This window comes from Marinomonas lutimaris (genome assembly GCF_019426345.1).
Taxonomy (GTDB): Bacteria; Pseudomonadota; Gammaproteobacteria; order Pseudomonadales; family Marinomonadaceae; genus Marinomonas; species Marinomonas lutimaris.
In genome coordinates, this window is the sequence record NZ_JAHLLW010000029.1 from 1 (window position 1) to 21,868 (window position 21,868).

Below are 21,868 nucleotides of genomic sequence, written 5' to 3' on the forward strand. Positions count from 1 at the left end.
TTATCTATTTTAAAGAGCGTCTGATCTTACGTTCAACTCTCCTACCTAAGTAAGTTGCAAACTCTTGTTTGCGTCGTTGTCCGTGTCAGTGGGTGCTTATAATACATTCCAAAATTTTATGTGCAACCTCTTTTTTGAAATTCTTTTAATTATTTTAGTTTGCTGCCTTTTTTGTTCAAAAAACACTCAGAACAAAGCAAAGCTGCTTATTTATCAAACAATCCAAATCAATAACCATAAAAAAAGCCCCTAATCTTTCGATTAGAGGCTTTATGGTTTGCTATTAAAGTAACTAGATTAACCTAGCCACTTTCTCGCATTCTGGAACAAACGCAACCATGGCGCTTGCTCTTGCCATTCGCTTGGATGCCAGCTGTGCTGAACCGTACGATAAACACGCTCTGGGTGAGGCATCATAATAGTCACTCGACCATCTTCAGATGTTAAACCCGTTACACCTTGCGCAGAACCATTCGGATTAAATGGATAACGTTCGGTTGCTTGACCGTAGTTATCTACATAACGCAATGCAATTTGGTTTGCTGTAGCAAGCGCAGCCATGTCTTGATCACCACGGTATTCCGTTTGACCTTCGCCATGAGCAACGGCAATCGGCATACGAGAACCTTCCATGCCAGCAAGCAAGATAGAGTTCGACTTTTGCACTTCTACCTGAACCAAACGAGCCTCAAACTGAGAAGATTGGTTACGAACAAACTTCGGCCAATGACCTGCACCAGGAATCAATTCGTATAAATTCGACAACATCTGACAACCATTACACACGCCAAGCGTGAAAGTATCAGGACGATTGAAGAAAGCTTCGAATTGCTCACGAGCAACTGGGTTGAAAAGGATAGACTTTGCCCAACCTTCACCAGCCCCCAATACGTCACCGTATGAGAAACCGCCACAAGCTACCAAACCACTAAACTGATCCAGCGTCGTACGACCAGACAAAATATCACTCATATGAACATCTACTGGAGTGAAACCGGCCTTATGGAAAGCGGCTGCCATTTCAACTTGGCCATTTACACCTTGCTCGCGTAGTACGGCAATCTTAGGTTTAACGCCAGAAGCAATGAAGGCTGCAACAATATCTTCATTTTGATCAAAACGAACGTCAGCAGATAGACCTGGGTCTTTCGCATCCAACAGGCTATCAAATTCTTGCTGTGCTGAATCAGGATTATCACGCAATGCTTGAATACGGTAACTGGTCTCAGCCCAAACACGCTGCCAATTAAGACGCGTTTCTTCTAGCAATGTTTCACCAGCAAAACAAACACGGATCGAATCATCACCGGACAATGTTGCAATCGGAGTCGTCGTCACACCAGCGTTTGCATAAGCAGAAATAACTTCCGTTACATCAGACTCATTAACTTGGATGACTGCCCCCAACTCTTCATTAAATAATGCTGGCGCCACTTGCATGCGATTAGTAATGATTTCATTAAGATCGATATTCAGCCCTAAATGACTCGCAAATGACATCTCAACTAAAGTAGCAAACGCACCGCCATCAGAACGGTCATGGTAAGCTAACAATTTACCTTCAGCATTTAATGCTTGAGTCGTATCGAAAAAGCCAGCCAATGCTGCTGCATCATCTACATCTGGCGCTTGCTGGCCCAGCTTATTATAAACCTGAGCAATAACAGAACCGCCAAGACGATTTTTACCCGCACCCAAGTCAATCAATAACAAACGAGTATCGGCTTTGTTTTGTAGTTCTGGTGTTAGTGTTTTACGAACATCCGTAACTGGAGCAAAGGCCGAGATAACCAAAGACAAAGGTGAAGTAACAGCTTTTTCTTTGCCATCTTCTTTCCATACGGTCTTCATCGACATGGAGTCTTTACCCACTGGGATAGCAATATCCAATGCTGGACACAATTCCATACCGACTGCTTTTACAGTTTGGTAAAGTTTTTCGTCTTCACCTTCATGACCCGCAGCCGCCATCCAGTTTGCAGACAACTTAATGCTACTACGTTTAGTAATGTGTGCTGCAGCCAAGTTAGTTAACGCTTCACCAACCGCCATACGACCCGATGCTGGCGCATCCAATAAAGCAATAGGTGTACGCTCGCCCATCGTCATAGCTTCGCCGGTGTAGCTTTCTAAAGAAGACGTTGTTACCGCCACATCCGCTACAGGCACTTGCCATGGACCCACCATTTGATCGCGAGCAACCATACCCGTGATTGAGCGATCACCAATGGTAATCAAGAAGTTCTTGCTCGCTACCGTAGGCAAACTCAATACGCGATTTGCCGCCTCAGCAAGGTCCACATCAACAGCTGTGAAATCATCACCAGCAATAACAGCTTTGGTTGCTTCACGATGCATTTTAGGGGGTTTGCCAAACAAAACAGACATTGGCAAATCAACGGGATTGTTATCAAAATGCTCATCCGCGACTTGCAAATGCATTTCTTCTTTCGCTTCACCAACGATGGCAAAAGGACAACGTTCACGCTCACAAATCGCCGTAAATTCTGCGACACGATCTGGAGAAACTGCCATAACATAACGCTCTTGCGATTCGTTACACCAGATTTCTAGTGGAGACATGCCCGGCTCATCATTAAGCACCTTACGCAAATCAAAGTTACCACCGCGTTCGCCGTCTTTTACTAATTCAGGCAAAGCATTAGACAAACCACCAGCGCCCACATCATGGATAAAGCTGATTGGGTTTTTATCGCCAAGCTGCCAGCAACGGTCGATCACTTCCTGACAACGACGCTCCATTTCTGGGTTACCACGTTGTACAGAAGCAAAATCAAGATCTTCGTTACCATCGGCAGATGCCATAGAAGACGCTGCGCCGCCGCCAAGACCAATCAACATCGCAGGACCACCAAGTACGATTAACTTAGCGCCAACTTTGATCTCTTGTTTTTCAACATGCTCACGACGAATGTTACCGATACCGCCCGCCAACATGATTGGCTTGTGGTAACCACGCACTTCTTCTTGAGACGCGCCTTGGATGGTTTGTTCGTAAGTACGGAAATAACCCAATAGGTTTGGACGACCAAACTCATTATTAAATGCGGCGCCACCAATAGGCCCTTCGATCATAATGTCCAAAGGCGTCACTATACGGGACGGTTTACCGTAATAGCTTTCCCATGGCTGTTCAAAACCTGGGATTTTAAGATCGGATACTGTGTAACCGCTCAAACCTGCTTTTGGTTTAGAACCAACACCAGTCGCGCCTTCGTCACGGATCTCACCACCAGAACCTGTTGCTGCGCCAGAAAATGGTGAAATGGCCGTTGGGTGGTTGTGGGTTTCTACCTTCATCAAAATATCGATGTGCTCATGGCTAAAATCGTATTCACGAGTCTCAGCCGATGGGAAGAAACGACCACCAAAGTGGCCTTCCATCACTGCAGCGTTGTCTTTATAAGCAGACAAGGTGCCATGTGGATTATGTTCGTGAGTGTTCTTGATCATTTTAAACAAAGAGCGCTCTTGCTCTTCGCCATCAATGGTCCAAGACGCATTAAAAATTTTGTGACGACAATGCTCAGAGTTTGCTTGCGCGAACATCATTAGCTCAACATCGATTGGGTTACGCCCCAACTCAATGAAAGACTCAACAAGGTAATCAATTTCGTCATCAGCAAGGGCAAGACCTAACGCTTGGTTTGCCTCAACCAAGGCTGCACGGCCGCCACCTAGAACATCAACACTTGTCATTGGTGCCGGTTCTGCATGAGAGAACATGTCAGTCGCGTCGCTCAATGCCGGAAGCACGCTTTCTGTCATGCGGTCATGCAACATAGCAGACAACAAATCTAGCTCTTCAAGCGCCAATGGCACCGAGCTATGGATAAAGTATTCCACGCCACGTTCAACGCGGGATACGGCCGCAAGGCCACAGTTATGAAGGATATCGGTTGCTTTCGATGACCAAGGTGAAATCGTTCCTAAACGAGGAACCACTAAAACACTTTGATCAGATGAACTGACTTGGGAGGATTTAGGACCGTAGGCCAAAGCGCGTTGTAGAACAGTTTCCTGTTCAGCAGTAAGCGTTTGATTATCAACCAGCTCCACAAAATGGAGAAATTGAGCATCAACATCTGTGACAGATGGGATAGATGCTTGCATATTGGCTAATAACTTTGCCTTGCGAAACGCAGATAGCGCTGCGGAACCATGCAGAGTTAGCATGTTGAGTATTGCCTCACTTGGTAGTTTTGGGGAAATGGTGCGGGTATTTTAAATCAATGAAGCAAATAGAGGCCAGCAGAGTATGAAATTTCTACACAAAATGACGGAATTAATCACCTAAATCGCCTTTTTTGCCTGTTCCTTGAGCTTCTTTTTTTGTTCGCGACGATATTGAAAGAACTGAGTAAGCTGACTAGAAGCTATTTCGGCCAATACACCAGACTCAACTTTCACCTTGTGATTAAGAAATGGCGCTTCAAAGAATTGTCCCTGACTTTCTACAATACCGCTTTTGGGTTCCGTCGCTGCATAAACCACTCTATCAATACGCGCGTGAACCATAGCGCCCGCGCACATAGAGCAAGGCTCCAATGTTACATATAAAGTAGCATCAGGCAGACGATAATTATTCATGGTTTTACAGGCCATACGAATCGCTTGAATTTCTGCATGGGCAGTTGGGTCACAAAGAGAAATTGGCGCGTTGTAGCCCTCACCGATAATTTCGTCATTAAGCACGACAATAGCGCCCACTGGGATTTCATTTTCTGATGCCGCTTTTGCAGCCAGCGCTATCGCGCGTTCCATCCATTCTTGATCTGTCATTATTGATCTGTCATTATTGATCTACCTCAAGGCCGCTATACTTTTTCTAATACACAGTTGCCTTGTAAGACATAATTGCCTTTCATACTTAATACGCTCTACACTGAACCTTACTGTCAAAATAAACACGCTGAAATAGACATATGGAGACTGATTCATGCGCACTGTAGCCGACTTAATGATTACTAACTTAATTACATTAAGAGAAAATGATTCTTTGGCAAAAGCCAAAGCATTGATGCAAGAAAAAAACATTAGGAACATCCCAATCGTCAATGACGCAGGGGAATGTGTTGGCATGCTCACGCAGCGAGAATACTTACGTCACGCCTTCCATCTTGTTAGTCAGTTTGGCACCCAGCAGCTTTCAAAAAAAGAGCAGCAAACTCCCATCACTAATGCGATGAATAAAGACATACTTACCGTAAGCCCTGACACAGATTTGGACATGGCCGCAGAGTTTTTCATTGAAAACAAATACGGCTGCCTACCAGTGACTCAAGACAACAAACTCGTTGGCATCATTACGCCAGTCGACTTCGTCAAACTCGCGCACAAGATGCTAACAGAATCTAAATAAACTAAGCACTTTCAAGCTGTTGATTAGAGTCAGAGGATGCAACTTGCGCCTCTTTTTCTAAACGCACTTCCATCGCTTGCAAGCCAAAATCAGTCTCAGATAAAAGAAAACTAACCGACTGCCCTTTTCTGAGGCTTTTGTGTCCATCACAAACAATCGACTTGTAATGCACAAACACATCGCTGTCGTCTTCTCTCTTAATAAAACCCACGCCTTTAGCGTCGTTAAACCACTTAACTTTTCCAGTTAATCTTTCCATTACTATCTCGCCTCTTTTTTATTTTTATTAAGTAAGCGTAAGGTCAGAAACCAAAACAGACTTCCGACCTTATGTTTTTACAACGCGTATTTACAAAGATTCAATACTAATCTTTTGCTCTTCTAACTTACCGACCGCCAACTGCAAGTCATCACACTTAGCGCGCTCTTTCTCAACCACTTCAACAGGCGCTTTCGCCACAAAACTGTCGTTGGAAAGTTTGCCTTGGATGCGTTGCAATTCTTTTGACGCTTTATCAATTTCTTTTTGCAAACGAGCAAGTTCAGCTTCTTTATCAATCAAGCCAGCCATTGGTACAAGCACTTCCATATCACCCACTAACGCAGTGGCTGACATTGGCGCTTCATCGCCCGCATTCAACCAAGTTACAGACTCTAATTTAGCCAGCGTTTGCAAGAAGGTTAAGTTCGCATCCAAACGAGCCTGATCTTGCTCAGAACCATTACGGAACAAAATAGTAAGCGGCTTAGAAGGAGAAATATTCATTTCACCACGGATATTACGAATGCCTTCGATAACACCTTTCAGCCATTCAACGTCCGCTTCTGCTTGCGCGTCTTTTTTCGCTTCATCAGCCGCTGGGTATTTACCCAACATAACGGTTTCGCCTTCGATGCCAGCTAGCGGTGCAACACGCTGCCAAATTTCTTCGGTCAAGAATGGCATCATTGGATGAGCAAGACGAAGGAAAGCTTCCAATACGCGAACCAAGGTACGACGAGTACCCGTCAATTGCGCTGCTGTGGCACTTTCGTCCCAAAGTACAGGCTTAGACAATTCCAAATACCAATCACAGTATTCGTGCCACATAAATTCGTACAATGCTTGAGAAGCCAAATCGAAACGATGCGTATCGAAAGCACGATTGACGGCGTCTTCAGCATGTTGCAAGCGAGAAATAATCCACTTGTCGGCAAGAGACAGCTCAACCTCAGCGCCATTCTGCCCACAGTCTTGATCTTCAGTATTCATCAAGACATAACGCGTCGCGTTCCAAATCTTGTTACAGAAGTTACGGTAACCTTCAAGACGATTAAGATCGAACTTAATATCTCGACCACCAGACGCCAATGAACAAAGCGTAAAGCGCAGTGCATCAGTACCGTAGGCTTGAATACCTTCTGGGTAGGTTTCACGAGTATTCTTTTCGACTTTTTCAGCCAAGCGCGGCTGCATCATGCCGTAAGTACGTTTCGCAACCAAAGATTCGATATCAATACCATTAATCAAATCCAGTGGATCGATAACATTACCTTTGGATTTCGACATTTTATCACCGCGCTCATCGCGAATAAGGCCAGTGATATAAACCGTTTTAAACGGTACTTTGTCGGTAAACTTCAATGTCATCATAATCATTCTGGCAACCCAGAAGAAAATGATATCAAAGCCGGTTACCAACACATCCGACTCACTAAACTCAGCAAAATCTTGTGTTTCTTCTGGCCAGCCTTGTGTGGCAAAGGTCCAAAGAGCGGAAGAGAACCAAGTATCTAGCACGTCTTCATCTTGAGTTAGCCCAACATCAGCACCCAGGCTGTATTTTGCGCGAACTTCCTCTTCATTTTTACCAACGTAGTGTTTGCCATCCGCATCATACCAAGCTGGAATCTGATGCCCCCACCAAAGCTGACGAGAAATACACCAATCCTGAAGGTCACGCATCCAAGCAAAATAAGTGTTTTCCCATTGCTTAGGCACAAATTGGATATCACCATTTTCAACCGCTTCGATCGCAGGCTTAGCCAATGATTCAACCGCGACATACCACTGCTGTGTTAGATAAGGTTCAATAACCGTATTGCCACGTTCACCACGTGGTACTTTTAATTTGTGATCAACAACTTTCTCAAGCAAGCCAAGCGCATCAAAATCAGCAACAACCGCTTTTCGAGCGTCAAAACGATCCATACCACGATATTTTTCAGGCGCTACGTCGTTGATCGCCGCATCGTCGGTCAAAATATTGATCAATGGCATGTCGTGGCGCTTACCTACTTCATAGTCATTGAAATCGTGAGCGGGCGTAATTTTCACACAACCCGTACCAAATTCTTTATCTACATATTCGTCAGCAACGATTGGAATACGACGACCAACCAATGGCAATTCAACAAATTTACCAACAAGATCTGTAAAGCGCTCGTCATCCAATGCAACCGCAACAGCAGCGTCACCGAACATAGTTTCAGGACGTGTCGTTGCTACAACGATGTGATCTTTACCATCAGTTGTTTTCACACCATCAGCAAGTGGGTAACGGAAGTACCACATGAAGCCATTTTCTTCTTCAGAAACGACTTCAAGATCAGAAATTGCCGTATGCAACACTGGATCCCAGTTTACAAGACGCTGACCACGGTAAATGATGCCTTCGTCAAATAAACGTACAAACACTTCCTGAACCGCAGCCGACATGCCCGGATCCATAGTGAAACGTTCTTTATCCCAAGCAACCGAATCACCTAAAACGCGCATCTGATCAGAAATAGTACCGCCAGATTGACCCTTCCATTCCCAGACTTTTTCAAGGAACTTTTCACGACCAAGATCATGACGAGTAATATTCTGAGCGGCTAATTGGCGTTCAACCACCATTTGAGTCGCGATACCCGCATGATCACAACCCGGCTGCCACAAAGTACGGCTACCTTTCATGCGTTCACGGCGAATCATCGCATCCATCAAGGTATGCTGAAAAGCATGCCCCATGTGCAAACTACCGGTGACGTTTGGTGGTGGAATCATGATAGAGAATGGAGAACCGTTGCCTTGAGGGGAAAAATATCCACCCTCTTCCCAACGTTTATAAATAGGCTGTTCAATACTCTGAGGTTGGTAGGTCTTTTCCATTATGATGTCTTAAGGCTCTTATGTAGCGATCAATTGTAAGTTGAAGAATTATAACGTGTCATAACAAGATAAAGAATAACACGTGGGTAATTAAGCCGTCTGCAAACACATTAGACAGCTATTAATTTGTATTACTCTTTTTGAGTTGTACCGGCTGCATGCAATGCCTGCATCACTTCCGACACCAACTCTGGCAAACGTTTTTCGAGTACTTCCGCAATGGTTTTGGCAATAAGCTCTTGAGATAAAACAGAATCAGTAACAACATTATCCGGTGTCGCTGTATCTAAAGAATGATCAAAGAGATCATTTTGAGAAGCTTCTTGTTGAACACTTTCACTAACAGCTTCTTCTTTTAATTCTTCATCCATTAAAGGGTCATCAAAAGAGTGCGCCAAGTGCTCTTCCTGACTTACGGAAAAAGCCGTTTTCTCGACGTCGACTCTCTCAGCGACAATATCCATCAAAATAGGAATGTCATCTTGATTCCGTAAAGCGGAAATCAAGGTTTCTTCATCTGGCTCAAAAACACCATCATCATACTGAGTGGCTAAATCTGACATAGGAAAAACCAATATTAAGAAGGCAAAATACAAGGATTAAGCAATATTATTCGCTTAACCCATCATTTGAAGCCCTCAACTTTCGCATTGAAGAACACAAAAGTCCACCCTCTCCAAATGAAGATAATAGACTCAACTTAGCCCGAAAAAAAATAACACCTTGATCAGACTAATCTTTCCTTTTTAAAAGACTGAATAAAAAAAAGCAGCAACCATTAATGATTGCTGCTTTTAATAAACGCTATGCGTCAGCAATAGAGCGAGTTAGTTACGCTTTACCAAGCAAATAGCGTGTCAACAAAGCCACTGGACGACCACTTGCTCCTTTGGCTGCACCACCAGCCCAAGCTGTGCCGGCAATATCCAAATGCGCCCAAGGATAAGAACCAGTAAAGCGAGACAAGAAACACGCAGCAGTAACAGATCCCGCTTCTGGACCACCAATATTACCAATGTCTGCAAAATTACTATCAAGCTGCTGCTGATATTCCTCGTCTAGCGGCATTTGCCAAATCTTATCGGCAGATACTTGGCTTGCTGTTTTCAATTCTGATGCTAGATCATCATTGTTCGCGTACATACCTGAGTTAACGCTACCCAAAGCAACCACACAAGCACCCGTAAGAGTGGCAATATCAACAACTGATTTCGGTTTGAAGCGCTCAATGTAAGTCAAAGCATCACAAAGCACTAAACGACCTTCGGCATCGGTATTTAAAATCTCTACCGTCTGACCAGACATGGTTTTCACAATATCGCCAGGCTTAGTTGCACGACCACTTGGCATATTCTCAGCGGCAGCAATAACTGCCGTGAAGTTCAATTTTGGTTTTAGCTCACAAATCGCTTTCATCGTACCGAAAACGCTAGCAGCACCACACATATCGTATTTCATCTCGTCCATTTTCGGACCAGGCTTCAAGGAAATACCACCGGTATCGAAAGTAATACCTTTACCCAGAAGAACGTGAGGCGCTTCGCCTTCCTCTCCACCACGATAGTTCATTACAATCAAATAACTTGGCTGATCACTACCATGACCTACAGACAACAAGCAATGCATGCCTAGCTCATCCATTTTACTTTCGTCTAGTAACTCAACACCGATACTGTACTCTTCACCTAGCTGCTGCGCCTTAGATGCTAAGTAACTTGGCGTACACACGTTACCAGGAAGATTTCCTAATTGACGAGCAAAAGCAGAACCTTTCGCCGTAGCCGTACCAATTGCCAAAGCCGCTTCATCTGTGCCCTCTAACAATAAGGACGTAACTTTTGTCGCTTTCTCAACATCGTCTTTTTTGAAGCCAAGGAAGTTGTAAAAGCCTTCATTTAACCATTGAGCAACCAGAGCGAGCACATCAGCCTGAGAACGATTTTTCAGCACTAACCCAGCGCTTGCGACCGCAACTGATGCGAATGGCAAACCTTTAATTTGAGCTGCTACGGCGGCAATGACTTTACGAGCTTGCATATCACTCAACTGAGCATCTTTACCAATCCCAACTAACAACACTGCTTGTGCGAAATCTTGTGATACACCAGGTAGCAATAGCGTTTGCGCCACGCCACCTTTAAATACGCCTGTTTCACGTAATTGAGAGACTTGCCCATTGGCACTCTCATCAATCCAAGACGTTGACTCCGGAAAGTCACCCTCACTTGGAACAAATGCAACAAGCAAATCCGCTTGAACTGTGGATAAGCGATCAAATAACGCCATATTCATGAAAAAACCCTCAATAAAATAACTTCAAGACATTTACACAAGGCCACCAGCGAAGCAAAGACAAAACAAAAACACGATTTATTTGTCATAAATCGGCATTTTTAAGCCATTTTCAAACACTCTATTTGCCAGCAGTGTTGTCGTGCAAAGGTCTCATTTTAAAAAAAACTGGATAATATACTTCTTACCACGAGATAATGGGGGCTTTAGATATGTAATCAACTCTACGCTTAAAAAGCAGAATCCATCCAGAGGTGACTTTGAGACTATTCCGATACTTAGCGAAAGAAGTGCTTGTGTCAACTGTTGGCGTAACTCTTATTTTACTGCTCGTTATTCTAAGTGGTCGAATTTCCACCTACTTAGGCCGTATTGCCGACGGAAGAATGACCTTCGAATTTTTATTCGTCATTCTCGGCTACCATGTTCCTAGTTTCGTACAGATGATTCTGCCGCTGGCTTTTTTCTTGGCCTTGCTACTTTCGTTTGGTCGTCTTTATATAGAAAACGAAATGTCTGTGCTCTTTTCCAGCGGCATTAGTAAACTAAAACTTGCCGGTTACACTCTTGGCATTGCCTTTATTGTCGGCTCGGTCAGCGCTTCTGTGAATTTTTGGCTCGCGCCATACAGCGAATATAAAGCAGCAGAAGCCTCTCAGGCGCAAGACCAACTATCTGCCTTTGACTTTCTCATCCCCGGACGTTTTGAAGGCAGCGGCCAACGCACAAGCTACATAGATAGCTTTACTGAAGAAGGCTGGATGAATCAAATATTCCTTTCTGATGTCGTGCGCAAAAAAGACACTAATATTCCAATACAAACATTTGCAGCTTATGCAGAACAAATCCGCATTAGCTCTGAAGGCAATCAGAACTATCTTGTCTTCAAAAATGGCACACGTTACGAAGGCAAACCTGGCACTGCGAACTACAGCATTACACAATTTGATACCTACGCAGTGCGCATGGAAAGTAAAGATGAGAGCATCATTGATGATCCATATACAAAAACCACTTTTAGCTTAATAAACAGCGATAATCTTTTAGAAAAAGTCGAGCTCCAATGGCGTATTTCATTGGTTATTATTATTCCTATCCTTGCCATCATTGGACTTTCGCTAAGCCAGGTAAATCCAAGACAAGGCCGTTTTTTCAAAATGCTACCTGCTATCCTGTTGATGATATTCTATATCGCCCTTCTCATTTGGGGACGTACAGGCCTCGAAAAAGGCAGGCTCCCTATTCAACTCGGTTTATGGTGGATACATGGCATGTTCATACTCATCGCTGCAGTGCTTTTTGCGCAGTACAATCAAGTCTTTGAGCGCCGCAAAGCTAGACTTCCCAACGCAGCGGACTCAAACGAGTAACCAATATGACTAAAATAGATAAATACATTGCCAGCAGCGTTTTATGGGCATTTTTAATTGTCGCCGTGGTACTACTTGGATTAGATTTTGCGCTAACTTTTATAGAGCAAATCAAAAAAGTAAATGATAACTACACCATTCAATCTCTGTTACAGGTGATCATGTTCCGCCTGCCTGGAAAATTAGCAGAATACATTCCAGTGGCCTCATTGATTGGCACCCTAATGGGCTTAGGCACATTAGCTGCGACATCAGAATTAACAGTTATGCGTGCCGCTGGAATGCCAATCTGGCGCATTGGTATTGCAGCATGCCAACCAATACTATTTGTTTCCCTGCTAGGCATGGGGATTTCAGAATTTGTTGCTCCTGTTGCAGAGCAAAAAGCGAACCTAATAGAAAAATTCAAAGGCCAAGAAAGTGGAACTTTCTCACTAACAGGAGGCGTCTGGCTAAAAGCCGACAATACTTTTGTTTACATTGATGCTGCGGACGATATGGGCAAGCTATATGGCATACAAATTTTCTCGCCTGATGGCCAGAAATTGAAAAACATAATAACGGCAAGCAGCGCACAACATACTGAAGGCTCTCAATGGCAATTAAATAACGTAACAGAAACAGTCTTCGCCTCCGATCATGTAGAGAAAAAAAGCATGGAGCACGCGAACTGGAACGTTAGCATCACACCAGAACACTTGTTTTTGGCATCACAAGAACCCGACGCTTTGTCTTTAAGTCAGCTTAAAAACTATCAAACTTACCTAAAGCAGCAAAAACTCGATGGCGCCCAGTATGAATTGGAGTTTTGGATTACCGCACTGCGACCAATCGCCTCGCTAGCACTCGTGCTTGTTGCACTATCAAGCGTCTTCGGACCACTTAGGTCTTCCACAATGGGCGGTCGAATATTTACAGGGGTCATAATAGGCTTGGCATTTCAAAATGCGCTCAACCTATTTGGCCGTATGAGTGTCGCCATTAACTTCCCACCAGTCATCGGCGTTAGCATTCCAATTGTTATCTGCTTACTAGCAGGTTTCATATTAGTAAGGCGCAGAGGGTAGACTCTGCACCTTACTCTTAAATAACAAATCAAACCGCCATATCTACAACTAAGAAGCCATGAAACGAGCAATCCTTTCTAAGGCTTTTTGCAGCCTCTGTTCATCGCAGGTATAAGCAAACCGCACGTACTTATGTGCGTCCTTGACACCAAAATCCGCACCTGGCGTGAGCGCTACTTTTTCTTGCTCAAGTAACTCTAAACACCAAGTCATAGCATCCTGCGTCACGCTCGACACATCAACATAGATATAAAAAGCCCCATGCGCCGGCGCAACTACTGGCAAACCTATCACCTCCAAGCCTTCCAATAAAAGCAATCGGCGAGCGTTCAATGTTTGCCGACGCACTTCACACTCGGCGAATACATCTGGCGAAAACGCTCGCACCGCCGCATATTGAGCCACACTTGATGCCGCGATAAATAAGTTTTGCGCTAGCTTAGTCGCGCCTTCAATTGCCCATTCAGGCACAACTAACCAACCCAATCGCCAGCCTGTCATGGCAAAATATTTCGAGAAACTATTAACAACAAAAATATCATCAGAAATAGAAAGAGCAGAAAAGTCATCACCCTCATAAACCAAACCTTGGTAGATTTCATCCACCAGCAAATGGCCGCCAAATTCACTTACCTTTTCCCAAGCCTGCGAAATATAAGATTTACTAAGCACCGCACCTGTCGGATTAGAGGGAGAAGCAAGCCAAAGCCCAGATGTATTTTTATCCCAATGGTCGGATAACGTATTCAGATCCAGCTCAAAACCCTCTTCCGGCTTTGTCTCAACCAGCTTTGCTGTCGCGCCAGCCTGAATTAAAAAATGTCTATTACATGGATAACATGGGTCAGGCATCACCACTTCTTCGCCAGCGTTCACCATCAGCGACGCCATTAGTAACAAAGCCCCTGATGCACCTGGCGTAACAATAATTCGTTCTGGCGAGACGGTTACCTGATAGCGACTAAGATAATAATCACTAATAGCACGCTTAAGCTCAAGCAAACCCGTTGCCGAGGTATAACCTGTTTTACCTTGCTGAATAGCTTCCACACCAGCGCTAGCAACCGCTTCTACAGCAACAAAATCTGGCTCACCAACCTCAAGATGAATAACGTCTTCACCTTGAGATTGCAACTGTTTGGCTCGAGCCAATACTTCCATCACCTGAAACGGCGAAATTTGCTCAACTCTGGTTGCCAACTTATGCTTTTCCATCCCGTTTTCTCTACCTTTATCAACTCGTTTCAAAAATATCGCGACATTTTGCGCAAAAAATGTGGTTAACAGCCACATTATCTGGTAAGTTTCCGCCCGAAAATAAATCACCTAATTTTATTGGTTACAGGCTACCACAATGGAAACCTGCGAAGTGAGGCAATGCGTATGCCAAATATGAACCCTGAATCATTAATGAAAGACTTCACTCCTTATGTTGCTAAGGATGGCGAAGAATACATGAACGAAAACCAGTTGGCGCACTTTAAAAGCATTCTACTCAACTGGAAGCAAAATCTTATGGAAGAGGTTGATCGCACCGTTCACCACCTTAAAGAAGAGGCTGTGAACTATGCTGATCCAAACGACCGAGCTAGCCAAGAAGAAGAATTTAGCCTAGAACTTCGCGCTCGAGATCGCGAACGTAAATTGGTTAAAAAAATCTCTCAAACGATTGAGCTTATCGATGCTGACGATTATGGCTTCTGCGAAGAGTGCGGTATTGAAATCGGCATTCGTCGTTTAGAAGCTCGTCCGACAGCGACCATGTGTATTGATTGCAAAACACTGGCTGAAATCAAAGAGAAACAAATCGGCGGCTAACACTGGTGTCTCACCACACTAACCCCGAACAAACTCTCTATCGTGGCCGTTTTGCACCTTCGCCAACCGGCCCACTCCACTTTGGCTCGCTAGTCAGCGCATTAGCGAGCTATTTGGATGCAAAAAAACAGCACGGCAGCTGGATCATTCGCATTGAAGATGTGGATGGCACACGCTGCAAATCCAGCTTCACCGAACAAATCACCAAGACTCTCGATAGTTACCAGCTTTTTTCCGACGAACCTATTCGAGTTCAAAGCCAGCACATTAATATTTACGAACAACAGCTGTCTGAATTAAAAAAACAACAGATCGTATTTCCATGCAATTGCACACGCCAGTCTCTTGCTAAATACAGCGGCAATCACCCAACTGAATGTCCAAGCACGCTAAACACCCCCCATTCATGGCGACTAAAAACCAGTTCGAAGACTTATCAATGCCAAGACAGTATTCAAGGCACTTTATTATTTACTGAAGATCTCAAAAACAATTGCCCAGTTTTAAAAAGAAAAGACGGCTTTTTTTCCTACCAACTTGCGGTTGTCGTCGACGACCACTTCCAAGATATTAGCCACTTAGTTAGGGGCGCAGACCTAATTGAAACCACCGCTCAACAGCTTCACCTCTATGATCTATTTGGATGGATACCGCCGAGCATTTGCCACATCCCACTCATCACCAATCACTCTGGCGATAAAATAAGCAAACAAAATCATGCCAAGCCAATTAAAAACGGCCACCTTCCTACACTCTTGCGCGCACTACACTATCTTAAGATTGATCTGCTAGAACCATCTTCGATTACAGAGGCTCTATCGCTAGCCATCGAAGCGTGGGATGCAAGTAAACTAAAAGAAATCAAAAACCTTCCACTGGAAGAGCAAGACCTGCATTTCATCTAAGTTTTTTGTCAACTCAATTCTCCTTAATTCAACTCAAGTCCATCTCGACCAAACAGCCTTCATGTGTATAATCGTTACATTAGTTACAAGAGGTGACACTTTATGCACAGCATTATGATCATTTGCCCAGACAACTCCCCACTTAAAGAATCAGAAAAGTGGCTGTCTCGATATGGCTTTCAAGTAAACACCAGCAGTACGTTTGAACAAGCCAATAGATATTATGAACTGTCTGAATTTCACCTATTGCTGATTGACCAAGAAGCCATCAACCATCTCGCCGAAAGCAACACAGAACTCCCTAGCGTGCCAAATCGCATCGTACTTGATGCAAAGGCCAGCCTAAGCACAGGCGTCAGCAGCATGGCACAGGGGGCGCTTTACTACCTACCCCTGCCGACAGACTCTGAAACACTACTTAAGCATGTTGTGAATGCCCTAGAACAAAAAGATCGCCCCACACCAATATCAGAAGCAACAGCTCAATCCCACCAATCCAATACTGAAGAAGAATCCATCACTCTAGGCTCTGCCGGAAGTGGCATTATCGGCCAGTGCCCACCAATGCAAGAACTCTTCAGCGACATGCGTAAGATCGCAGAAACCCATGTCACTGTCCTTATCCGAGGAGAGTCTGGAACAGGCAAAGAATTGGTTGCCAAAGCACTTCACAACTTAAGTCAACGTCACAACCATCCAATTATTAGCGTCAACTGCGCCGCCATTCCAGAAAACCTAATAGAATCAGAGCTTTTCGGTCATGAAAAAGGCGCTTTCACCGGAGCAAACGCCTCACATGACGGCCTAATTTTTGCTGCTGATAAAGGTACGCTCTTCTTAGATGAAATTGGCGAACTACCACTAGAAGCACAAGCAAGACTATTACGAGTATTACAAGAAGGCGAAATACGCAGGGTGGGTGCCACACAATCAACCAAAGTAAATATTCGATTAATTACCGCCACCCACAGAAACCTAATAGAAATGGTTAAGCAAGGACTTTTCCGAGAAGACTTATACTATCGACTTTACGTGATGGAACTCCTCCTGCCGCCACTGAGGGACAGGGGAGATGATATTTCCATGCTTGCGCAAATACTTCTCGAAAACGCCTGTAAAAAACACAACAAGCCAATATACAAATACAATCAAACATTCGATAAAGCCATACGTGCACACAACTGGCCTGGAAATGTACGAGAACTGGAAAATGCCATCGAAAGAGCGGTTATTTTGAGCCCGCCAGAAAGAGTTGAAGCAGCTAACCTCAAACTCGCCAGCCAGCAAAACAAGCCCAATAGCACTAATATTTCGCTATCAACAAAACNCCGCCAGAAAGAGTTGAAGCAGCTAACCTCAAACTCGCCAGCCAGCAAAACAAGCCCAATAGCACTAATATTTCGCTATCAACAAAACAAGATTTAATGACAGGAACAACGCTGGACGATTACTTCAAACACTTTGTCCTTACGCACCAACACAAGATGACCGAGACACAACTTGCACATTCCTTGGGCATATCAAGAAAAAGCTTATGGGAAAGACGACAGAAACTAGCCATACCCAAAAAAGTAACAACAGAAAAGTAACACTTGCTACCAAATTACCCAAAAAATAAACACAAAATTGTAAAGAAAGTGTACAAAAATATGCCAAAACCCAACAAAATCAGCACTTTATTGTTTTTGGCACAACAAATGCCTTATATATGACACAACGATAAGAAGATTGACCAAGAATAAAAATAAGTTAATCGTCGTATGTAGGTTCTTAAAAATAACAATAAAAACTAGGAACACCGTAGCCTCTTCAAATAAAAATAAAAATTTGAGGCTATGGATGGAAAATCGCTTTGGATAATTGATCTTTTTAGATATACAAGCCTTCGGGCAATGAAAACGATGCAATAATAAAAATAAAACCTGAGTAGAACTGCAGAAGCAGCACCCACTTTGTTTTCGGAACTAGTATCTTCATGTATCCAAAGCGATTATTTTATTTACTGATTAGTAAATAAGCAATCGCTTCTGTTATCTCTTCTATATCGACATACCCATTTTGCTCAAACAATACCATTATCCGTGTAACTTTAGTTCATCACGTGTAGAATGTCCTTTTCGTTAACTTTAAAATTTGTTGTCTAATGCTTACAGGATTAAAATCTCTGGTACGTAAAGCTACCTCACTGTTTGCCTCTCCAAAGGCACAGACTTACCCTATTATTATCCCTCGCAGCGATCACAGCTTATCTCGACAAGACTTAAGCCCAAATGCCGTCAAAGTATTGTATCGCCTAAATAAAGCTGGCTACGATGCATTTCTTGTTGGTGGCTGCGTTCGAGACCATCTTATTGGCATAGAGCCAAAAGATTTTGACGTTGTTACCAACGCCACTCCCGAAGAAGTTCACACCATTTTCTCAAACTCAAGACTCATTGGCCGCCGATTCAAATTGGTCCATGTGACGTTTGGGCGCGAAATCATTGAAGTATCAACATTTAGAGCCAACTCTGCTCAAGATGACAGTGATGACACCGCAGAAGAAAGCACAACGCAAAAATCCCTGAAAGGCAAAGACTCTGCTCGCTCTGCCCACGGCATCGTATTGCGTGACAATGTCTATGGCAATATTGAAGAAGACGCCGAACGCCGCGACTTCACTTTTAACGCTTTGTATTACAATGTTAAGGACTTCAGTATTCACGATTACTGTGGCGGCCTAAAAGACATTGAAAGCAAACAGATTCGTATCATTGGTGACGCTCGTCAGCGTTATCAAGAAGATCCAGTTCGTATGCTGCGTGCGATTCGTTTTGCCGGCAAACTAGGATTCGAACTAGAAGCCGAAACCGCTGCACCGATCAAAGAAATGGCTCACCTGCTAGATCACATTCCACCAGCACGCCTATTTGAAGAAGTATTAAAACTGCTTGGTAGCGGCAATGGCATTGATACATTCCATTTGTTGCGCCAGTACGGCTTGTTCCGTTATTTATTTCCAGATACTGACGCTTTACTGCAAAGCGGCTGGAAACGTAATGACATCGATCCTGAAGCTTTCATACTTCAAGGTCTAAAAAACACCGACGACCGCATCCAAAGCGGTAAAACCACAGCGCCCTATTTCTTATACGCTGTACTTCTTTGGCCAAGCGTGGCACTTCGTCATGAAGAATTCCAAGCGCAAGGCATGCCAGCAACACCAGCATTACATCAAGCAGCCAATATGGTATTAGACAACCAAGTTGCATCGACCGCTATTCCACGACGATTCTCTACGCCAATGCGTGAAATCTGGGATATGCAGTACCGACTACCAAAACGCTACGGTAAACGTGCTTTCTTATTGCTTGAACATCCTCGCTTCCGTGCTGGTTTCGACTTTTTACTGATTCGTGAACTTAGCGGAACCAACTTAGATGGATTAGGCGATTGGTGGGAAAAATTCCAGCATGGCACAGAAAGCCAGCAAAGAGATCTAATTAAAAGCATCGACTCGTTCACTAAAGACAACGAAGGCCCTAAAAAACGCCGCCCACGTCGTCGCAGAAAGAGCAATGGCAGTACCGCTAACACAGCTCCACAAAGTGAAGCCTTTGACGAGTAAGAGGATGCGTCTTGATACACGCTTATATTGGCCTCGGCAGTAATCTTGAAAATCCAGTGGCGCAACTTGATCGCGCCATTGACGCCCTAAAGAAACACGACGATCTAAAAAATCTTCGTGTTTCTTCTATTTATGGCAGCAAACCCGTTGGCCCACAGGATCAACCGGACTATATTAACGCTGTTGCCAGATTCGACACCGCTCTCTCCCCTATCGAATTACTCGATTTATTACAAAGCATCGAACAATCGCAACGTCGAGTAAGAGAACGTCATTGGGGACCGCGCACCCTAGACTTAGATCTGTTATTGTACGGACAACAAACAATACAGTTACCAAGGCTAACCGTGCCACATCCCTTCATGCTAGAACGAGGGTTTGTTATAAAGCCGCTTAGCGACCTAGCGCCTGATATGCTCTTAGCAAATGGAAAAACCGTTACCGAGCAATTACAGCAACTTGATACCAGCGATTTGGTCTTTATCAAAGAAGAATGAATTATGTATTCAGATAACTCACAAAGAAAACTCACCAAACCAGTCACTTTATCCACACTCAAAAAAATGAAAGCGGCTAAAGAAAAAATCACCTGCCTAACAAGCTATGACGCATCGTTTACTAACGTCATGAACGTCGCGGGTGTTGAAACTATATTGGTTGGGGATTCTCTAGGCATGGTCATACAAGGCCAAGACAGTACATTACCCGTTACCATCGAAGATATGTGCTACCACACCGCGGCAGTAAAACGAGGCAATACCAATGCCTTCATCCTCGCGGATATGTCTTTTATGAGTTACAGCAAGCCAGAGCAAGCGCTCGATAACGCAGCCAAGCTAATGCAAGCTGGCGCCAATATGGTCAAACTTGAAGGCGGCAGCTGGTTAGCAGATACAGTAAAACTACTAAGCCAACGCGGCATTCCTGTTTGCGCACACTTAGGTCTGACACCACAGTCCGTGCATAAGTTTGGTGGCTACAAAGTACAAGGCAAAAGCCAAGACGCAGCCGACTTATTACTGCAAGAATCTCTAGACCTTGTTGCTGCTGGAGCCGATATCCTTCTGTACGAATGCATACCAACAGAACTGGGCAAAACACTGACAGAAGCCGTTCCTGTACCGACAATCGGCATTGGCGCCGGACACCATACCGATGGCCAAGTTCTGGTTATGCACGACATGCTCGGCATTAATCTAGGTCATACTCCTAAATTCGTTAAAAACTTTTTAACTGACGGTCGAAATGTCACTGAAGCCTTTGAAGCCTATGTACAAGAAGTTAAAGACGTCACATTTCCAGGACCTGAGCACGGATTCAAATCATGAAAACATTCCACACCGTGGCAGAGCTTCGTACCGCACTTAAAATAGAACGTTTGAAAGACAAAAGTATTGTGTTTGTACCCACCATGGGCAACCTCCATGACGGCCACATGTCACTGATTCGCAAAGCAAAAGAAGAAGGTGAAATCATTGTCTCTTCTATCTTCGTCAACCCAATGCAGTTTTCGGATCAAAGTGATTTAGAACGTTACCCAAAAACCTTGGAAGAAGACAAACGCGTTCTTGAAGCCAATGGCTGCAATTACCTATTTGCACCAGATGCACTAGAAATGTACCCAGACGGCAAACGCAGTCAAACACAAATCGAAGTGGTCGGCATTTCTGACATTCTTTGTGGCGCTTCTCGCCCAGGGCATTTTGTTGGCGTTTCTACCGTAGTAACAAAATTATTTAATATTGTTCAGCCAGACTGTGCCATATTTGGTAACAAAGATTTTCAACAACTTAAAGTCATCCAAGACATGGTACGTGACCTAAGTTCTAACGTACGTATTATAGGTGTTGATACCGCGCGCAACGAAGATGGCCTTGCCATGAGTTCGCGCAATGGTTACTTAACAGAAGAAGAAAGACGCATCGCCCCAACAATTTATCAAACCTTGTTATGGGCAAAAGAAGCGCTAATTGAAAACCGTGCGAGTCACGAGGACATTTGCGAACAAGCTCAGCAGAAGCTTGAAGCAGCTGGTTTCCGTCGTGATTATTTCGAAATCCGCGCACAAGAAAATTTACAAACACCATCAGAAGAAGAGAAGCGCCTCGTCATATTGACGGCGGCATATCTAGGTAAAGCACGCTTAATTGATAACCTGCGTGTAGAACTAGATTCACTTTCAACAAACTAGGTGAGATCTTTGCACGATGTCACGAGCAAAACCAAGACGAGGCAAAAACAGACGAGAAAGCGGAGTTTATGGGTTATAAATGAGCATTTTGAGTCTGTTTTT

General features: G+C 44.0%; 17 protein-coding genes. 10 read left to right on the forward strand and 7 right to left on the reverse strand.

Features of this window, described 5'->3' with window-relative positions:
* Window positions 1-297 precede the first annotated feature (297 nt).
* Window positions 298-4,197 carry a phosphoribosylformylglycinamidine synthase gene (gene purL / locus KPL72_RS19810; protein WP_219704185.1) on the reverse strand — a complete coding sequence of 1,300 codons (3,900 nt, stop codon included), beginning with the start codon at window positions 4,195-4,197 and terminating at the stop codon, window positions 298-300.
* Between the two features lie 117 nt (window positions 4,198-4,314).
* The gene (gene tadA, locus KPL72_RS19815) at window positions 4,315-4,803 is read right to left on the reverse strand and encodes a tRNA adenosine(34) deaminase TadA (protein ID WP_219704186.1); all 489 of its coding nucleotides are present in this window, start codon (window positions 4,801-4,803) and stop codon (window positions 4,315-4,317) included.
* A 157-nt stretch (window positions 4,804-4,960) separates the two neighbouring features.
* Between tadA and KPL72_RS19820 the strand changes: the two genes are divergently transcribed.
* Window positions 4,961-5,383: a CBS domain-containing protein gene (locus tag KPL72_RS19820; protein ID WP_212916663.1), complete on the forward strand. Its 423-nt coding sequence runs from the start codon at window positions 4,961-4,963 to the stop codon at window positions 5,381-5,383.
* 1 nt (window position 5,384) lies between these two features.
* Here KPL72_RS19820 and KPL72_RS19825 read toward each other — a convergent pair whose 3' ends face one another.
* From KPL72_RS19825 to KPL72_RS19840, 4 genes are all read right to left on the reverse strand, one after another.
* Window positions 5,385-5,642: a cold-shock protein gene (locus tag KPL72_RS19825; RefSeq protein WP_212916664.1), complete on the reverse strand. Its 258-nt coding sequence runs from the start codon at window positions 5,640-5,642 to the stop codon at window positions 5,385-5,387.
* Between the two features lie 90 nt (window positions 5,643-5,732).
* On the reverse strand, window positions 5,733-8,516 hold the full coding sequence (locus KPL72_RS19830) for a valine--tRNA ligase (RefSeq protein ID WP_219704187.1): 2,784 nt from the start codon (window positions 8,514-8,516) through the stop codon (window positions 5,733-5,735).
* A gap of 131 nt (window positions 8,517-8,647) precedes the next feature.
* Complete coding sequence (locus tag KPL72_RS19835) at window positions 8,648-9,079, reverse strand: hypothetical protein (RefSeq protein ID WP_219704188.1); 432 nt, start codon at window positions 9,077-9,079, stop codon at window positions 8,648-8,650.
* Between the two features lie 268 nt (window positions 9,080-9,347).
* Window positions 9,348-10,808 (reverse strand): leucyl aminopeptidase, encoded by a 1,461-nt coding sequence (locus KPL72_RS19840; RefSeq protein ID WP_219704189.1) that lies wholly within the window; start codon window positions 10,806-10,808, stop codon window positions 9,348-9,350.
* A gap of 254 nt (window positions 10,809-11,062) precedes the next feature.
* Here KPL72_RS19840 and lptF point away from each other — a divergent pair, with 254 nt between their 5' ends.
* Both lptF and lptG read left to right on the forward strand, forming a co-directional pair.
* Window positions 11,063-12,178: an LPS export ABC transporter permease LptF gene (gene lptF, locus KPL72_RS19845; RefSeq protein WP_249411630.1), complete on the forward strand. Its 1,116-nt coding sequence runs from the start codon at window positions 11,063-11,065 to the stop codon at window positions 12,176-12,178.
* 5 nt (window positions 12,179-12,183) lie between these two features.
* Complete coding sequence (gene lptG, locus KPL72_RS19850; RefSeq protein WP_212916669.1) at window positions 12,184-13,245, forward strand: LPS export ABC transporter permease LptG; 1,062 nt, start codon at window positions 12,184-12,186, stop codon at window positions 13,243-13,245.
* A gap of 48 nt (window positions 13,246-13,293) precedes the next feature.
* Here lptG and KPL72_RS19855 read toward each other — a convergent pair whose 3' ends face one another.
* Complete coding sequence (locus tag KPL72_RS19855) at window positions 13,294-14,460, reverse strand: aminotransferase class I/II-fold pyridoxal phosphate-dependent enzyme (RefSeq protein ID WP_219704190.1); 1,167 nt, start codon at window positions 14,458-14,460, stop codon at window positions 13,294-13,296.
* A 168-nt stretch (window positions 14,461-14,628) separates the two neighbouring features.
* On the opposite strand from KPL72_RS19855, the gene dksA reads away from it, so the two are divergent.
* From dksA to panC, 7 genes are all read left to right on the forward strand, one after another.
* A complete protein-coding gene (dksA, locus tag KPL72_RS19860) occupies window positions 14,629-15,063 on the forward strand; it encodes an RNA polymerase-binding protein DksA (protein ID WP_430010748.1) in 435 nt (144 codons plus the stop codon).
* Window positions 15,064-15,068: 5 nt separating this feature from the next.
* Window positions 15,069-15,968, forward strand: a complete 900-nt coding sequence (gene gluQRS, locus KPL72_RS19865) for a tRNA glutamyl-Q(34) synthetase GluQRS (protein WP_219704191.1) — start codon at window positions 15,069-15,071, stop codon at window positions 15,966-15,968.
* 585 nt (window positions 15,969-16,553) lie between these two features.
* Window positions 16,554-17,393, forward strand: coding sequence for a sigma-54 interaction domain-containing protein (locus tag KPL72_RS21530; RefSeq protein WP_430010749.1), 840 nt, complete (start codon window positions 16,554-16,556; stop codon window positions 17,391-17,393).
* A 718-nt stretch (window positions 17,394-18,111) separates the two neighbouring features.
* On the forward strand, window positions 18,112-19,575 hold the full coding sequence (gene pcnB / locus KPL72_RS19875; protein WP_219704192.1) for a polynucleotide adenylyltransferase PcnB: 1,464 nt from the start codon (window positions 18,112-18,114) through the stop codon (window positions 19,573-19,575).
* A 14-nt stretch (window positions 19,576-19,589) separates the two neighbouring features.
* The gene (gene folK / locus KPL72_RS19880; RefSeq protein ID WP_219704202.1) at window positions 19,590-20,072 is read left to right on the forward strand and encodes a 2-amino-4-hydroxy-6-hydroxymethyldihydropteridine diphosphokinase; all 483 of its coding nucleotides are present in this window, start codon (window positions 19,590-19,592) and stop codon (window positions 20,070-20,072) included.
* A 3-nt stretch (window positions 20,073-20,075) separates the two neighbouring features.
* The gene (gene panB / locus KPL72_RS19885) at window positions 20,076-20,903 is read left to right on the forward strand and encodes a 3-methyl-2-oxobutanoate hydroxymethyltransferase (RefSeq protein WP_212916675.1); all 828 of its coding nucleotides are present in this window, start codon (window positions 20,076-20,078) and stop codon (window positions 20,901-20,903) included.
* Complete coding sequence (gene panC, locus KPL72_RS19890) at window positions 20,900-21,766, forward strand: pantoate--beta-alanine ligase (RefSeq protein WP_212916676.1); 867 nt, start codon at window positions 20,900-20,902, stop codon at window positions 21,764-21,766. Before panB ends, panC begins: the two co-directional genes overlap by 4 nt.
* Window positions 21,767-21,868 lie beyond the last annotated feature (102 nt).

What these genes read in the sequence shown, in the direction of transcription:
- KPL72_RS19825 (WP_212916664.1), bottom strand. Translation starts at nt 5,642, where the DNA reads ATGGAAAGATTAACTGGAAAAGTTAAGTGGTTTAACGACGCTAAAGGC.
- lptG (WP_212916669.1), top strand. Translation starts at nt 12,184, where the DNA reads ATGACTAAAATAGATAAATACATTGCCAGCAGCGTTTTATGGGCATTT.
- tadA (WP_219704186.1), bottom strand. Translation starts at nt 4,803, where the DNA reads ATGACAGATCAAGAATGGATGGAACGCGCGATAGCGCTGGCTGCAAAA.
- purL (WP_219704185.1), bottom strand. Translation starts at nt 4,197, where the DNA reads ATGCTAACTCTGCATGGTTCCGCAGCGCTATCTGCGTTTCGCAAGGCA.
- pcnB (WP_219704192.1), top strand. Translation starts at nt 18,112, where the DNA reads ATGCTTACAGGATTAAAATCTCTGGTACGTAAAGCTACCTCACTGTTT.
- KPL72_RS19835 (WP_219704188.1), bottom strand. Translation starts at nt 9,079, where the DNA reads ATGTCAGATTTAGCCACTCAGTATGATGATGGTGTTTTTGAGCCAGAT.
- panC (WP_212916676.1), top strand. Translation starts at nt 20,900, where the DNA reads ATGAAAACATTCCACACCGTGGCAGAGCTTCGTACCGCACTTAAAATA.
- KPL72_RS19840 (WP_219704189.1), bottom strand. Translation starts at nt 10,808, where the DNA reads ATGAATATGGCGTTATTTGATCGCTTATCCACAGTTCAAGCGGATTTG.
- KPL72_RS19820 (WP_212916663.1), top strand. Translation starts at nt 4,961, where the DNA reads ATGCGCACTGTAGCCGACTTAATGATTACTAACTTAATTACATTAAGA.
- panB (WP_212916675.1), top strand. Translation starts at nt 20,076, where the DNA reads ATGTATTCAGATAACTCACAAAGAAAACTCACCAAACCAGTCACTTTA.
- KPL72_RS19855 (WP_219704190.1), bottom strand. Translation starts at nt 14,460, where the DNA reads ATGGAAAAGCATAAGTTGGCAACCAGAGTTGAGCAAATTTCGCCGTTT.
- dksA (WP_430010748.1), top strand. Translation starts at nt 14,629, where the DNA reads ATGCCAAATATGAACCCTGAATCATTAATGAAAGACTTCACTCCTTAT.
- KPL72_RS19830 (WP_219704187.1), bottom strand. Translation starts at nt 8,516, where the DNA reads ATGGAAAAGACCTACCAACCTCAGAGTATTGAACAGCCTATTTATAAA.